Source organism: Litoribrevibacter euphylliae (assembly GCF_042646085.1).
Lineage (GTDB): Bacteria > Pseudomonadota > Gammaproteobacteria > Pseudomonadales > Litoribrevibacteraceae > Litoribrevibacter > Litoribrevibacter euphylliae.
The window spans coordinates 367,364-383,767 of record NZ_JBHRSZ010000007.1 but is presented as its reverse complement, the minus strand read 5'-3'; the positions used below and the strand labels follow the sequence as shown (position 1 = coordinate 383,767).

The following is a 16,404-nucleotide window of genomic DNA, read 5'->3' as shown; positions in this document are numbered from 1 at the left end:
CCCAACAGGCAGTTAACACACCATGACCAAGAACACCTTTCCTTCCTTTGGCGTATTGCTGGTAGACGACGAAGCCCCGTTTCTTCGGAGTCTGAGCATGATGTTGGAACGTCGTAGCGGTATTAATAACCTTCACCGATGTGAAGACAGCCGTATGGTCATGGACATTCTTAAACGGGAACACATCGGCCTGGTGATTCTTGATCTCACCATGCCCCATCTCTCTGGCGATCAGCTGCTGGAACAGATCACCGAGCAATACCCGGAAATCAGCGTGATCATTTTAAGCGGCTTAAATCAGGTGAAAACAGCGGTGGATTGCCTTCATCTCGGAGCCTTTGATTACTTCGTCAAAACCACCGAGGAAGACCGTTTGGTGGAAGGCATTAATCGTGCGATTCAAGTCTTAGAGCTGAAACACGAGAATCAGGAACTCAGCAAACGGGTACTCAACAACACCCTTGAGAACCCGGAGGTTTTTGAGAACATCATCACCGCCGATCAAGGCATGCGCTCGGTGTTTCAATATCTCGAATCCATCGCCGCCAGCCAACAACCGTTATTGATCACCGGTGAAAGTGGTGTCGGTAAAGAACTGTTTGCCAAAGCCGCCCACGCACTCAGCAAACAAACCGGCCCACTGATTACCGTCAATGTGGCCGGGCTCGACGACAACGTCTTCTCAGACACCTTGTTTGGACATCAGAAAGGCGCTTTTACCGGCGCGGATCGCGCACGCCCCGGCCTAATTGAACAAGCCGCTGGCGGCACCCTGTTTCTCGACGAAATCGGCGATCTAAGCATGGCCTCCCAGGTCAAACTGCTCAGACTGTTGCAGGAAGGCGATTACTTCCCGCTGGGCAGCGACAAACCGAAAACGCTGTCCGCCCGCATAGTGGTCGCCACCCATCAAAACCTCACCGACAAACAAGCCAACGGCGAATTCCGCAAAGACCTCTACTACCGATTGCGAACCCACCATGTAGAAATCCCGGCGCTGCGCCAACGCCAGGACGACATCCCGTTACTGCTTGAACACTTTCTCAACGAAGCGGCGAACGAACTGGAAAAGAACAAACCCAGCATCCCCAAAGAACTGCTGGTGTTACTGAAGAACTACAACTTCCCCGGCAATGTGAGGGAACTCCGCGCCATGGCCTTTGACGCCATGAGCCTGCACAAATCCCGAATGCTCTCGATGAACGCCTTCAAAAAAGCCATCGACGCCACCAGCGACGGAACAATGCCGACCATTTCAGCCACCGAAACGACCACTCGAAATGTCTTCAATCTGGATGAACCTTTGCCACAAATGTCAGAAGTCTCAGACTTACTGGCTCAGGAAGCCATGCGTCGTGCCGAAGGCAATCAATCCATCGCCTGCTCACTGATCGGGATTTCCCAGCCCGCGCTGAGTAAGCGGTTGAAGAAGATGGAGAGTTCGGGGGAAGAATGATCCTCCTAAATCGCCTACTCTGTTTTATGTCAGACCTTCTGTAGACTCACTTGAAGGAAGAAACCCTCTCAGCAATCCAATTACCTGACGTGGGGATTCGATCTGAGGAAAGTGCCCAACGTCAAGAATCGAGTGCAGATCCTGTGTTCGGGATAACCCCTGCAATCTTTTGAAGACATCCTTGCCATACATGGGGTCAGCCTCTCCAACCACATAGCGAATCGGCACATCCGATTCTTGCCAAGCGCGAGCCCATCGTTCACCGTGAATCTGACGGTCTTTCAAGAAGAAGTTCAACTGGTGCAGTTGTTTGTTACCGTGTTGAAGAGCCAGCAATTGCCAATAACTGTTTAACAGTTGGCGAATACCGATCTCCGTCAATTGGCTTTTCGAGGTTTGCGAGAATACCCGCAGCATGCTTCGGTCAAACTTCTTTTGATTAAACATCAAAGAAATTAGAAAGCCCACTCTCGAAATCAGCAGTTTCTGGATGAGCCTTGGATTCGAAAGCTCAGGAAAAATGGAGCCACTCATTGCGAACAGGCTAAGTAAATAAGGTGCACTACCTTTGGTGTTTGTCTGTTCCGGGTGGTTTCCACGATCCAATAGCTCCTGAGCCACCAAAGTGCCAAAATCATGAGCAATCACGTGGTATTCCACAACACCCAGGCTCTGCAGTAAGGCTTCCACAAGATCCGCCTGAGCCATCACACTATACTCACCCTGCTTAGGCTTATCTGAAAAGCCAAACCCTAGCTGATCCAAAGCAATCAGACGATAGTGTTCCGAAAGCTCCGGCCAGATATGGTGCCAATCCCAACTGGATGTGGGAAAGCCATGAATACAAATCACACAGGGTTTTTCGGCTGAACCATCGTCCCGATAAAACACCTTATGCCCAAGATACTCAAAGTAGTGTCCCTGAGATTTCCATTGCTGAAGTTGTGCATTCATCTCGCTCTCCCCTAGTCGTCATTTGAACCCTGAGTGTATGAGCACAAGACAAAGGAATCGTCCGGCTCTATAGAACCGGACACAAGGTTAAGCAGGAGCGTTTTATTGTTGGCTATCGTCTTCCAACATCAGCGACTGACGATACTCAGACGGCGTTACACCGGTTTCTTTTTTGAAGGCGCTGTAGAAAGTGGACGTCGAACGAAACCCCGACTCCAACGACAACACCAAGGATGTCTGCCGTTGCGCGTGGTCGTTATCGAGTAATTGTTTTGCAAATGCAATGCGATGGTGGTTAACAAACTCGTGAAAATTCTTGTGATAGAGGCTGTTCACCACTTGTGACAAGTGATTAGTCGATATTGATAGCTGATCTGCCAAATGGGATAAAGACAACTCCGGTTGCAGGAACACCTTGTCCTGAGCCATAACCGTTTCAAGTTGCTGCTGAATGGACAACATCGCTTCCCTGGTTAAACCAGAAGTGCGGTACTTTTCTGCTGATTGAGCCCCTGCCTCGTCTTTTTCACCCGCTTGATGAGGACGGTAGTTCAAATGCAAGGAAGGCACTTTGGCAAACAGGCGACCTGTCGAATGGCTAAAATAGACCTGCACACTCTGCAACTTATTCTCTCGAATACAGAGCATATCCACCCCGGATAACTCTTTTCCCGGCAGCACCCCAGAAAGACGCCAGGGCGAAGCCACCAAACCTTCCCCCTGAACATTCCGTTGATCAATGGTGACGGTCAGATTCGGGAAACAATCAAACAACTCTTGTGCACGCAACGCAAACAACGACGCCGGAATTTCATCATCAAGGTTGGCATCGATATACACCCCATCCGGGTGGAAACAAGCCAAAATAGCATCTGCATCGTGGTTATTCCATGCTTCAAGATATTGATCGGTTATGTGTTTATGTCCCACAGAATCAGTCCTTTTCCATAAGATCAGACAGAGTGAGCATAACCGGTTCTGATGGGGATAACTGTGTTGCGACTAGCAAATGGAGATAATCAGATATCCAATTCATCATGAATATCTGATTTAGATCGAAAGCCTCTACTCGGATTTGTTATCTGGCTTTGCTAGGTTTTCAACGTTACCTAGGACAGACTTATTTTTCCTGAACTCAAATAATAACTTGTTCATTACTAAATATTGATTAGAACAATCGTGATCTCTATAAAGCTCTGTTAGTTTTAAAATCGACTCCTCCAAACCATACTTTGCTGATAAATAAACATATGAAATGACAGTAATATTATCGCCTTGTTTGCCACTTATTATTTTCCACAGGTCTTGATACCTATGAGGGTTTGGGCTAAAAGCGTAGCTAACGTAGCCACTTATAAAGCCCTTATAGGAAGCATCATCGACCTTATTATTCTCTAGAAAATATTCAAGGATATACACATTATTTTTAGCCCAATACAATGATTCGTCTTGTAAAAATTCACTATAGTTTCCCTTATAACCCCCTTTAGAAAGGAAAAAGTAATAACCGTACGAATCACTTGTTTCTGAGGGAACAGATCCAAACTCTACCCCCGTCATTGCTTGAAATAGTATATCTAATTCAGGATTATCATTATGAAATGCGTTTAAAATTACATCTCTTCCAAATACCTGATCTAAATACGCTGGAATAAAAGACGGGACAGGCTTTCTACATAGCTCAATGTCAGCAAAAGACATTGAGCTAATAAGAGAAAGAACTACAAATAAATATCTCAAATAACAACAACCTTAACTAATAAACACAACGTTTTTATCTAAAATCAACGACTCCGCTCAATAATCCCCATCATTTTGTACATCAGCAAAGACGCAGCAAAGTCATAGGCGTGGAAGCCGGCAATCGGTGCAAATTCCATTACGTCGAAGCCAATGATCTCACGTTGTTTGGCAACGGATTCGAATAATCCAAGGGTTTGATACCAGCCTAAACCGCCCGGTACAGGGGTACCTGTGGATGGGAACACGGATGGATCCATGCCATCAATATCCAAGGTGAAGAACACTTTTTTCGGGAAGTCTTCCGGCAGTTCGATGGCACTGATGTTTTGAGGCACCAAGTCGTCTGCGTCTTGGTAATACACGCCGTGCTTTTTGCGAATCTCGATTTCTTCTTCACAATACGCGCGAATCCCTAACTGATACAGAGGAATGCCTTCGTCCACACAGCGTTTCATTACGGAAGCATGACTGTATTTGTCGCCTTCATAGGCTTCACGTAAGTCGGCGTGTGCATCGATTTGGACGATACCAAAGTCTTTGATGCCCGCATCCAGCATGCCTTTGATAATGCCGTAAGTAACCGTGTGTTCACCGCCAATGCCCACCGGCATTTTGCCCATTTCGCAAATCGGTTTTACCGCCGCTGCGATGTTTTCGATCACTTGGTCTGCATCGGCATCACAATCCACAGGGCCATGAGTGTAAATACCCAGTTCACAAGGTTTGCTCTTGCCGTCCCACTCTTCCAGCTGCCAGGAAGCTTCCAGAATCGCCGATGGCCCCTCATTGGTTCCACCGCCGTAAGATACGGTGCGCTCAAATGGAACAGGCACAATGTGGAACAAGGCTTCTTCCGGTTTAGGTTGTTCGATTTCGGAGCCCAAGAAAATTGGGTAAGTTAGTTCTTTGGTCATTTAATTCATCACTCTCATCTAGCTGGGTGCCAAGTTGGAGGTATTAAAGATCGTTTTAGAGCAGCGACATGGATGTCGCGTTAGCTTTGAGGCACAGGGATGTGCCTTCAAAGCGGCGAAGAAAACGACTTAATACCACCAACAGCAAATTCTACAATCACACCATTAGGACAAACGTTCTTTGAAATCTTCATAGCCGAATTGTTTTACAACTCGAACGTCATCCGTTTCGCTGTTCCAGATCGCAATCGATGGCAGGTTGATACCGTTAAAGGTCGTGGTCTTCACCATAGTGTAGTGTGACATGTCATCGAAGACGATTCGATCACCGACCTTTAATGGCTCTGCAAAGCTGTAATCGTCAATCACATCACCCGCTAAACAGGTCATGCCACCAAAACGATAGGTATGCGCTAACTCACCCGCTTGCCCTGCGTTCATTACATCCGGCCGGTATGGCATTTCTAACGTATCCGGCATGTGACAAGTAGCCGAGGTATCAAGGATCGCCAAATCCATCTGGTTATGAACGATGTCCAACACTTCCGTTACCAAAACACCTGTGTGGATCGCTACCGCTTCGCCCGGCTCCAGATACACCTCAACGTCGTACTTTGCGCGGAAGTCTTTGACGCGGGTAATTAAGCCTTGAACGTTGTAATCCGGCTTGGTGATGTGATGCCCGCCACCGAAGTTGATCCAGTCCATGGTCGGAATCAGATCAGCAAAGCGTTCTTCCACCGCTGCTAAAGTCCGGTCTAACGGCTCATAGCCTTGTTCACACAAAGTATGAAAATGCAGCCCTGAGATGCCATCCAAATACCCTTCGCCCTTCTCCGCCTTGGCCTTTTCAAACTCGGCATAAGGAATGCCTAAACGCGAACATGGCGCACAAGGGTCGTAGATTTCCACTTCGCCTTCGGAGTGCTGCGGGTTAATACGCAAGCCCACATGCGGCTTACCGCCACGTTGCTTTTGCGTTTCCTCCACCAAACCTTTGAAGCGATACCATTGATTAAAGGAGTTAAACAGCAAGTGATCGGCGATCTTTAAAATCTCTTTCAGATCTTTTTCAGAATAAGCCGCCGAGAACACATGCACTTCACCGCCGTATTCCTGATGCCCCAACAAGGCTTCGTTTAAACCGCTGGCGCAGCTACCAGAGAGGTACTTCTTCACCAAAGGGGCAAGGCTCCACATGGAGAAGGCCTTCAGTGCCGACAGCACTTTCGCACCGGATTCTTGCTGAACCTTGTTCAACAGTTTCAGATTGTTCTCAACCGCTACTTCATCCACCACAAAACACGGGGACGGCACTCGGGTTGGATCGAAGTTTTTAAAGGATTTGGAAAGCATTGGGACTCACACACATTATTAATCACGCTGATTAATTGCAGGGTTCAGTGCGATAACTTGGAATCTCGCTCCGAACTATAAAAGGGATAGGGCCTATTTAGCTTTCTGAAGCAGTCCCATGGATGGGACGGATGTTTCGAGGCACAGGGATGTGCCTTCGAAACGGGCGTAAGAAAATAAATATGCGCTATCCCTTAAAAGGAACCGTAACCGAAGAACTACTTCTCCAGCGGATGCTCAGACAACTCAACTTCTGTCCAAGGCAAACCGTACTTGTTCAGGTCTTCCATGAATGGGTCTGGATCAAGTTGTTCCATGTTCCAAACACCTTCTTTCATCCACTTGCCTTCGACCATCATCTTGGCACCGATCATCGCAGGAACACCGGTGGTGTAAGAGATCGCCTGAGAGTTCACTTCTGCGTAGCAGGCTTCGTGATCACAGATGTTGTACACATAGACCAACTTCTCTTTGCCATCTTTAGTACCGCGCACGATACAACCGATGCAGGTACGACCTTTGGTACGTGGACCAAGGCTCGCAGGGTCAGGAAGTACTGACTTCAGGAACTGAAGCGGAATCACTTCCGTGCCTTCATACATCACAGGCTCGATTGATGTCATGCCGATGTTTTCCAATACTTCTAGGTGCTTCAGGTAGTTCTCGGAGAAGCTCATCCAGAACTGGCCTTTCTTGATGCTTGGGAAGTGCTTGGTCAAGGACTCCAACTCTTCGTGGTACATACGGTAGATGTTGTAGGTACCCACGCCTTCAGGACAAGTAAACTCCGCCTTGGTCGACATCGCATCGGTTGGGCGGAAGTCACCGTCTTCCCAGTGACGACATTCAGCAGTCACTTCACGGATGTTAATTTCCGGATTGAAGTTGGTCGCAAACGGATGACCGTGATCACCGCCGTTCACATCGATGATGTCCAACTGATGCATCTCATCGAAGTGGTGCTTCGCCATGTGCGCCGTATACACGTTGGTTACGCCCGGATCAAAGCCTGACCCCAACAACGCCATTAAGCCTTTCTCGCGGAATTTCTCCTGATACGCCCACTGCCACTTGTACTCAAACTTGGCTTCTTCAGGCGGCTCATAGTTGGCCGTATCCAGATAGTGAACATTCGCTTCCAAACACGCATCCATGATGTGAAGGTCTTGATATGGCAACGCCACATTAATCACCATAAACGGTTGCTCGGCTTTTAATAACGCCGTCAGTTCCGGCACATTGTCGGCATCCACTTGCGCGGTGCGAACCGTTACGCCGGTCTTTTCTTTCACTTGTTCAGCAATCGCCTGACACTTGGCTTCAGTACGACTCGCCAAAATAATATCCGTGAACACCTCAGATAACTGAGCACACTTGTGGGTAACCACACCACCAACGCCACCAGCGCCGATAATCATAACTTTAGCCATAATAGTTCCTTATCTATCAAGGTCAGACACAGTGTCTCGAAGAAATCCATCTGCATTGCCCGTCCATCAAATCTTTCGAGCCAAACATCGCAAATAGGATTTCAGTCATAAATTCTTTCGTTGTACGAGCACGAACTTAATCGTGTTCGTAATAGGTATAACCGTTCAAGCTGGCGGAGAACGCCGCCAAAATTTCCTGACGCGTCGATACGCTGATCTTGCCACCGCGTACCGCTTTCTCAACGGTATTACGGAAACGATCACGTATCCAACGCGGTTCATATTCCACATAACTCAATACGTCAGCAATGCTGTCACCATGCAACTCTCGCATGAAATCATAGCTGCCATCGGCATTAATGCGAATGCTGACCACATTCGTGTCACCGAACAGGTTGTGCAGGTCACTCAGTGTTTCCTGGTACGCGCCCACCAAGAAGGTGCCAATATAGTAGTCTTCGTTCTTCTTCAACGGGTGCAGCGGTAAGGTTTTACGGCCACCAATGAAATGATCGATCTTACCATCGCAATCACAGGTCAAATCCGCAAACATCGCCTCACGAGTCGGCATCTCATTCAGACGGTGCACAGGTAACATCGGAAACACCTGACCAATCGCCCACGCATCCGGCAAAGACTGGAAAACACTGAAGTTACCGTAGTAAATGTCCGCCAAGTCTTCACGAAGGTTGGTAAGTTCATCCGGAAGATGCTCAACAGACGGCGCCAATAATTGAACTTTCTGCACAATATTAAGGAACAGATTTTCTGCCATCGCCCGCGTTCTCAGATCTACCTGGCCCCGATTAAACTGGTGACGAATTTCATCACGATAGAAAATCGCATCGTTGTAGCATTCCTGAAGGTTTCTGGCACTGATGCTTTCAGTCACTTCATAGAGGTTCTTCAACGTTTCATTGGCATCATCTTCTGGCTTTTCGATCACAAACACCGGATCAAAATGTGCCACATCCAACACATTGAATAAGAACAAGCTTGAATATGCCACTGTCGCGCGACCGGACTCCGAAATCAGCACCGGGTGTCTAATATCAAGCGGATCAAGGGTTTGCATCACCGCCTCAACAATGTCGATACAATACTCGTTGAGGTTATAGTTCTTACTGTGATTGCCTTTCTGATGGACGCCTTCGTAGTCCACGGCCAAACCGCCACCCAGATCCAAATAGCCCATAGGTGCGCCTTCGTTAATCATGCTGATGTAATAACGACAGGCTTCCTGAACACCTTGACGAATGTTATGGATGCTCGGTAATTGTGAGCCCAGATGGAAATGCAACATCTCCAGACAATCAATCATGTCGGCGTCTTTCAGCAGATCAATCACTTCCAACAACTGAAGACTGTTCAAACCAAAGATACTGCGATCACCGCTGTCTTGCTGCCAATGACCTTCAACGGTGGTGGATAACTTCACTCGTGTCCCAATCATCGGCTTAACACCCAATTCACGGCTGCGACGAATAATCACTTCCACTTCGGTCGGGCTTTCCACCACGAAAAAGCATTTACGCCCTAGCTGCACAGCACGCAACCCAAGGTCGATGAACTCTTCGTCCTTGTAACCATTACAAACGATGTAACTGTCTTCGTTTTCAAGATAGGCCAAGGCAATGATCAACTCGGCTTTACTGCCGGCTTCCAAACCATGACTGTAGCGGTTACCAAACTGAGCAATTTCTTCCACCACGTGGCATTGCTGGTTCACCTTAATTGGAAACACACCACGGTATACGTTTTGGTAATCAAGCTTTTCAATGGCGCCACGGAAGGCTTCGTTGATGCGACTGATCGAATGATCCAGCAGGTTTTCAATTCGGAGCAACACCGGCATGTGCAACTCGCGGTCTTTCATTCCTTCAATGATGTCCATTAAGGACACATTCACCGTATGACCATTCACCGGACAGGTCACTATCACCTCACCCTGGTCAGATACATCAAAGTAACCATTACTCCAATGATCAATGCCATAAGTTTCTTTGGCAGTTTGGATACCCCAATGGCTAAACGGCGTGGATTTCATAGTCCAGACACTCCAAATATCAGTGACCTACAAGGTAGGTAGTTTAGAACAACAATGTTGCCTTTTATTGATCGAACCCGTTCAGAATGCTCTTCTGAATCGGCTCTCGATCAACATCCCGAAAGATCGTCTTCGTTGCATCGCATTGTGTGTCTTTCGAGGCGCGGATTCTATCAGCTTTTACACCACAGTCGACCAGATTTTTAGCGGTTTTAAAGCCAATTTAAAACCAACTGATCTTTCACCGCAAAACGATCAAAATGTCCTTTCACGGTGTCCAATATTTCAGACAGATCGCTGCTATTTTCGGCCTCACACACAAAGGTCAATGTTTGTGCTTCGGCCGTCATCACGCAAACCCCCATGTCAAAATTCACCGTACCTTCATACTCCGACCAAGTCGCAGGTACTCTGTGGGTAAAATGTTTGCACAACTTATGAATGTATCGTCCACCGTCAGAGGTTGTAACCGCCCCTTTTTTCTGCACCATGAATACCTTCCTTATTTAGAGGATCCCAAGCTGTTTTCTGTCTCAAACTGTTTTAGTTTCAAATACCTATCGACTAAGAGCTCTGTCGGCCAAGACGATGGGAAATCCTTGAGAACAGGTTTCAATTCGCCCTTCAACGCCATACGCCTCTTCCAAATGCGCAGGTGTTAATTCCTCGGGCTTCACCAATGCCAATAGGCCTTGTCGGGCCAAAATCAACACATAATCACAAAACCGCAGCGCCAGATTCAAATCGTGACTGGCGACCAATGCTATGGCACCAGCATCGGCCGTTTCATCACGAATTGCCTCCAGCACATTCAACTGCCAGTGTAGATCCAATGCACTGGTTGGTTCATCCAACAACAACAGTTTAGGTTGTCTGACCAATACTTGTGCCAACCCAACCATTTGGCGTTGTCCCCCCGACATTTCACTCAGGCGTCTTAACGCAAGATCTCGTATTCCCAGTCGATCAAACACCTGTTCTATCGAGGCTTCTACCTGAGCAGCAGTCAAATCCGTTCGCACTGCACGACAGGCACTGTACACCACCTCATAAGCCACCAAACTGATGGCCTGAGGCAATGCTTGCGGCAAATACCCGAGCGTTCGAATTAATTGCGCTCTTGGCATGGCCGACAGAGTTTGTTGTTCATAGTGAATATCACCCGAATATTTCACTAACCCGGCAAAGGATTTCAACAACGTCGATTTCCCCACCGCATTCGGACCAACCACAGCAACCAGCGACCCTTTAGGTAGTGCCGGTAAATGAATGTCTGAAATAACCCGACGCGAGCCATAGCTAATATTCAAACCAGAGACAGATAACGTCATACCGCTGCCCCTCTACCGCGACTCATGATCAGAGTAATAAACAGAGGAATGCCCACCAAGGCCGTAACAATACCGACCGGAAGAATCACCCCAGGCACCAAGGCTTTCGAGGCAATCGATGACAGCGATAACAATAGAGCACCCGCTAAAGCACTGCCCGGTAAAAAGAATCGATGATCTTCGCCCAGCATCATGCGCGCAATATGAGGCCCAACCAAGCCAATAAAGCCAATCTCACCCACAAAGGCTAACCCGATGGCCGTTAACAGGCTGACTCGTAACAGCACCACCAAACGTACCCGCTCGACATTAATGCCGATACTGCGCGCCTGATCTTCGCCGGTTCGTAACGCTGTCATCGACCAGATGTGAGTCAGACTCCACAACAGACAAATACCAAAGACGCTGGCGACAATGGTCACCTTATCCATACTGGCTCGCGCTAAACTACCCATCGTCCAGAACACAATTTGCTGTAATGAGCTGGCGTCTGCCACAAACTGCAACAACCCGACAATGGCGTTAAGGCCAAACATCAGAGCAATACCAAACAGCACTACGGTATGAATGCTGGCGCCCAACGTACGTGACAACACCAAAATCAAAATCGACGCCGCCGACGCAAACACAAAGGCCGACGCAGGTAACAACACGGTAAAACTCAACCCTAACCAGGACAAATCCAGCACAATCACTAACGATGCCCCCAGCGTCGCAGCTGCACCCACCCCTAAGGTAAACGGACTGGCCAACGGGTTATTCAGAACCGTCTGCATTTCAGCGCCCGCCAGCCCCAAACAAGCCCCCACCACCAGCGCCATCAAAGCGTAGGGCAAGCGCACATCCCAGATAATCACATCGGTGGTGGCATCCTTACTGTCGGTCAGCAGACCAGACACCACATCCATAAAGGACAAATCAGCCGGCCCGGTGGCAATATCCGTTACCAGAGACAACAAAGTCGCCAGCACCAGCATCGACAATAAGAGCAGGCGCTTCCAAATGAACTGGCGATACTGTTTAGATAAAGTACGTCCAGAGAGAGAACGCTCGGATAAATCACGCCCAGACAAGCTATCTTGATCTGAACGATTGTTTTCCGCTAATTCAGCGACCTTGGCGTTATTGCTCATCCGCCACCTCTGTCAGCTGAGATGAGTTTGAAGCAGTCACCTTGAGATCTTGCTCTTCCAGGCTTATCCAGTACGTCCCATTTAAAGGCACTGGTTGGAAACGCTCAAACAGCTCCGCCATGGTTGCTTTCGGGTTCAAATCCGTAAAGGCTTCCGGGTACAACCACTTAGCAAACGCCTGCACGGCAACAACATTCATCGGTGTATTGTAAAAATGATGCCAAATAGCAAAGGCTTTCCCTTCTTTCACAGCAGCTAATTGTTGTAAACCGCGAGAACTGGAGGCCTGCAGCGCATTTTTAAACGACTGGCGCGCCACGGCTTCTGAAACACCAGCCCCCAACACAATATAAGGAGGTACATTGTCTTCAGATCCTCCTTTGGCATCGTCACCCTCATGTGCGCGCTTCCAGGTATCTGTAGAACCAATCGCGGTCGCGATATAAACATCCGGCTGATTGGTCAGCAGGTACTCAAGATTCATCACACCACCGGCACCCGGAACAATGTCTTTAGCCACATTCCTGCCATTTACGGTATCGGCAAAGGAGGCCATCATGCCTTTCACCATGGTTTCGCAACACAAATCCTGTAGGCCAACTCGGCTGTGAATAAAGACACGGGGGGCATGCTCTTGCTGATCTTGAGCGGCTCTCTTGGCAAGCCCCTCTTGAACACGCTGTAATTGTGCCTGATAAAACTGATTAAAGGCCTTAGCCCGATCTTCACGACCCAGCACTTTACCCAGAATGTCCATGCTCTTAGGCGTATTCACCAAAGGCGCACGACGAAAATCCACAAAAATGATCGCAACACCAGCACGTTCCAACTGTTGGATCACATGAGCATGACGCGCCGTTGGGCCATGCCCTTCCAGGCCAAAAATCGCCACATCCGCATTCAAGGTCAGTACCTGTTCCACACTGAACGAATCTGCCGAGGTATGACCAATCTGTGGAATGTCATCAATTTCAGGGAATTTGCGGCTAAATTGTCGATAACTTGCAGGATCTGTCTGTATAAAATCTGCCAACATCCCTACGATTTTTGAGATCGGCTGTTCATCCAGTATGGCCAAAGCCGGTATGTAGCGGCTTTCGCCAAGAATAATTCGTTCAACGTTGGCAGGAATCACCACTTCACGACCAGCCAAGTCCGTCACTGTCTGTCCTTCCCCTGCAAACACCACGGAACACAAAACCATGGGGAACAAACAAATAGCCCTGATTAAATTCATCATATAACACATACCACTTAGCTCACTGCGGTTTAACAGAATGCTCATCACTATCACTCATCATTTGAATATCACGGAAATGCCCATCCAATGGTTCGGAGGGTTTATCACAGATCTCTCATATCACTTATGAAGCCTGTGTAAAAATACGGGCGTGTCGTTTTAGAGCTTCCTAGCTCTAACGATCTGATTCACCCAAACCCCTTTAATCATCCTGATCAGGGTAAGATCGACTTAATAGGAAAAGGCGCTTCCAAGATGGCGACAAGAGAGATGCATAATCGGAGGAAACATCGCCATTTGAGATGCTCTTTTGAAAAGTCCCTGAGAAAACCTTTCTAAAAGAGCAAACCATCTCAGAAGCTGATTGGTTCAGCGCATCGACTAGATACGAAGCGCTGCAGTTAGACGAACATCACGACCTGGCTCATTTTGGCCCACAATCCATGGATATGTGCTCGTTAAGTCTTCTGAACTAGCATGATCTAGATATTGTTTGTCGAATATGTTCTTAACCGTCAGGGTTAAAGATAAGTCTTCATCTGATGTTGGCAACCAACGCGCATAAACATCATGAACACCATAACCAGGCTTGTTCACTTCATCATATGCACCTTCGCTCCACTCATCATCAACTGAAATGTTAAAGCCTTTAACAAACTCCCCTGTCCAGCCGATTAGAAGATCATTATTAAACTCGTACGAAACATCAGCAATCACCTTATCACCGATAGACGTGGCCGTAGAACCGGTAATATTACGATACGCTTCTTGGTCATCGATTTCTGTTTTAGCACTATGGAAGCTCAAAGCTGCCATTAAACCTTCCCAGTGGTAGTCTGCTTTAACATAGAAACCGGTAGTTTCAATGTCATCATCCATATTTTGGTATTCACCTACTGGTCTTCCTCTGAATCCAATTGGTCCAGCGTCATATTCAAGGTAAACAGCATTTTCAATTGTTAAGACGTATGCACCCGCAGACAGACCGAAGTTCTCATAATTAAAGTCAAAACCTATTTCAAAGTTATTAGACTTTTCACCTTCAATATTCTCGTCTCGAGCCGGTGCAGCGTCTTCAAAGAAGGCTGGTACAGCAGCATAAGCACGATAAGCATCAACTACTTCAGGCCCTCGAAAAGCTTGGGAGTAACCCGCACTGACACTTAGATTAGAATTTACAGTGAAGTTAGCACTCAAATTCGGGCTAATGGCATCATCCGAAACTTCACCTGAAACCTGATCAACTTCGTAGTCGTCATAACGGACACCCAAAGAAACAACCAAGTCATTTGTTACATCAATCACATCCTGAAGGTATAACGCCTTAGCCTTACCCTCTTCCTCACTGCTTTGCATCTCAAAAGCAGCATCAAGCATGCCATCAACCGCTGGTACACCTAGACTTGCAGTTCTAGTAGTAGTCAAAGAACTTTCATCATCGCGGTAGTTCACACCATAAATAAGCTTATGGTTAGCGATTAAACTAGTGTTCTGTACAGTGAATCCGAAGGTTTCTACTTCACCCAGGTTGTCTGTTGGAATAACGCCTATGCCTAATGCAGTAGCATCAACCTCAGCAAAACGATTCTGCTCATTTTTGGTCTGATAAACGTTAACCATCAAATCAAGCAGATCGTTATTTATAGAGTCATACTCATAGTTAAGAATTGCCGTTCTACGATTTGCTTCAGTAGGGCTAATCGTATTTTTTGCTGTTGGCGCAATCCACTCTGAACGGTATGGCATGTCGCCTTTGTCATCCATGTTCTCGATGCTGATAGATAGCTTCTGCTCATCGCTCATGTTGGCAACCAACTTGGCATAGCTCATCTTCTGATCCGCATCTGAACCGTTAATGTCATCGCCATTACCGTCTTCAGAAACATCATGCTCAGAACGAACAAAGGTAGCTAACACGCTTAATGAATCTGAACTGTCACGTCCATATACCGAAGATGATGCTTTATAGCCTTCTGAATTGCTGTAATAAGTACCTTTGATCAGAGCACCCGCTTGCTCGCCAGGCTCAAGTAGATCACTAGGGTCTTTGGTTACAAAACGAACCGCACCACCTAGCGCACCGAAACCAGCTGTCGCACTACCTGGGCCTGCTTCAACTTCTACTTGCTTTAACAATTCAGGCTCAACAGAAACACGACCTGCGTGGTGGAAAATAGCGTTCGCTTGTTCCGCACCGTCTACTGAAATGTTCAGTGCGTCTTCGCCAATGTTACGCAAGTACAGTTTTTGTCCTAAGCTAACGCCGCCACCCGCATTAACTTGTGGGTCTAAACGGAAAATCTCGCCCAAGTCAGAAGCGGTTGTTTTTTCCAAGTCTTCCTGCGTTACCAAACTATCAAGACCTGCTGTAGCCTGGCCTTTAATCTCAATCATGTTAGTTTCTTGAACGTTTTCTTGAGATTCTTCGGCGAATGCGGATGTTGCTGTCATTGCAGCAGCCACAGATGCTGCTAAAAGACTGAGCTTATATTGTTTGGATGCTTGTGCTAGCTGGAACATGTTTACCTCGTTAATGATAATTATTATCAATTGCGGCCATTATCATTAATAAAGCTAAAATTTGAACAACTTTTACAAGTGTTACATTTCTAAACCGATTTTTTTCTCTCATAAATGCATCAAAATACAGAGGGTTACGATAGTGTCCATCACATCGCCTCCACCCCAGAAAGTCGGCCCTTCGCCATGAAAAAGCGCATCATATGATGAGTACCAAAGTAAACTCCGTACTAGGCTTTGACGTTGTCGAGAAAAAACCGTAGCGCTAAATTATATTTAC

Annotated in this window: 13 protein-coding genes; 1 reads left to right on the top strand and 12 read right to left on the bottom strand. The window is 47.3% G+C overall.

Annotated elements, in window-relative coordinates; all coding sequences use genetic code 11:
• Positions 1–22 precede the first annotated feature (22 nt).
• Positions 23–1,456: a sigma-54-dependent transcriptional regulator gene (locus tag ACFOEK_RS17100; RefSeq protein WP_386722686.1), complete on the top strand. Its 1,434-nt coding sequence runs from the start codon at positions 23–25 to the stop codon at positions 1,454–1,456.
• Between the two features lie 24 nt (positions 1,457–1,480).
• On the opposite strand, the gene ACFOEK_RS17095 is transcribed toward ACFOEK_RS17100, so the two are convergent.
• From ACFOEK_RS17095 to ACFOEK_RS17040, 12 genes are all read right to left on the bottom strand, one after another.
• Positions 1,481–2,410: an alpha/beta fold hydrolase gene (locus ACFOEK_RS17095; protein ID WP_386722685.1), complete on the bottom strand. Its 930-nt coding sequence runs from the start codon at positions 2,408–2,410 to the stop codon at positions 1,481–1,483.
• Between the two features lie 102 nt (positions 2,411–2,512).
• Positions 2,513–3,340, bottom strand: a complete 828-nt coding sequence (locus ACFOEK_RS17090; protein ID WP_386722684.1) for a helix-turn-helix domain-containing protein — start codon at positions 3,338–3,340, stop codon at positions 2,513–2,515.
• Positions 3,341–3,475: 135 nt separating this feature from the next.
• Complete coding sequence (locus tag ACFOEK_RS17085) at positions 3,476–4,150, bottom strand: hypothetical protein (protein WP_386722683.1); 675 nt, start codon at positions 4,148–4,150, stop codon at positions 3,476–3,478.
• Between the two features lie 44 nt (positions 4,151–4,194).
• Complete coding sequence (speB, locus tag ACFOEK_RS17080; protein ID WP_386722682.1) at positions 4,195–5,067, bottom strand: agmatinase; 873 nt, start codon at positions 5,065–5,067, stop codon at positions 4,195–4,197.
• A gap of 165 nt (positions 5,068–5,232) precedes the next feature.
• Positions 5,233–6,423: a carboxynorspermidine decarboxylase gene (nspC, locus tag ACFOEK_RS17075; RefSeq protein WP_386722681.1), complete on the bottom strand. Its 1,191-nt coding sequence runs from the start codon at positions 6,421–6,423 to the stop codon at positions 5,233–5,235.
• 218 nt (positions 6,424–6,641) lie between these two features.
• Entirely contained in the window at positions 6,642–7,853 is a 1,212-nt protein-coding gene (locus ACFOEK_RS17070; protein WP_386722680.1) for a saccharopine dehydrogenase family protein, read from the bottom strand.
• A gap of 136 nt (positions 7,854–7,989) precedes the next feature.
• Entirely contained in the window at positions 7,990–9,900 is a 1,911-nt protein-coding gene (speA, locus tag ACFOEK_RS17065; protein ID WP_386722679.1) for a biosynthetic arginine decarboxylase, read from the bottom strand.
• A 212-nt stretch (positions 9,901–10,112) separates the two neighbouring features.
• Complete coding sequence (locus tag ACFOEK_RS17060; RefSeq protein ID WP_386722678.1) at positions 10,113–10,391, bottom strand: DUF2218 domain-containing protein; 279 nt, start codon at positions 10,389–10,391, stop codon at positions 10,113–10,115.
• A 66-nt stretch (positions 10,392–10,457) separates the two neighbouring features.
• Positions 10,458–11,231 (bottom strand): ABC transporter ATP-binding protein, encoded by a 774-nt coding sequence (locus ACFOEK_RS17055; protein ID WP_386722677.1) that lies wholly within the window; start codon positions 11,229–11,231, stop codon positions 10,458–10,460.
• Complete coding sequence (locus ACFOEK_RS17050) at positions 11,228–12,364, bottom strand: FecCD family ABC transporter permease (protein WP_386722676.1); 1,137 nt, start codon at positions 12,362–12,364, stop codon at positions 11,228–11,230. Before ACFOEK_RS17050 ends, ACFOEK_RS17055 begins: the two co-directional genes overlap by 4 nt.
• Entirely contained in the window at positions 12,354–13,649 is a 1,296-nt protein-coding gene (locus ACFOEK_RS17045) for an iron ABC transporter substrate-binding protein (protein WP_386722675.1), read from the bottom strand. Before ACFOEK_RS17045 ends, ACFOEK_RS17050 begins: the two co-directional genes overlap by 11 nt.
• 336 nt (positions 13,650–13,985) lie before the next feature.
• Positions 13,986–16,124, bottom strand: coding sequence for a TonB-dependent receptor domain-containing protein (locus ACFOEK_RS17040; RefSeq protein WP_386722674.1), 2,139 nt, complete (start codon positions 16,122–16,124; stop codon positions 13,986–13,988).
• Between the last annotated feature and the right edge of the window lie 280 nt (positions 16,125–16,404).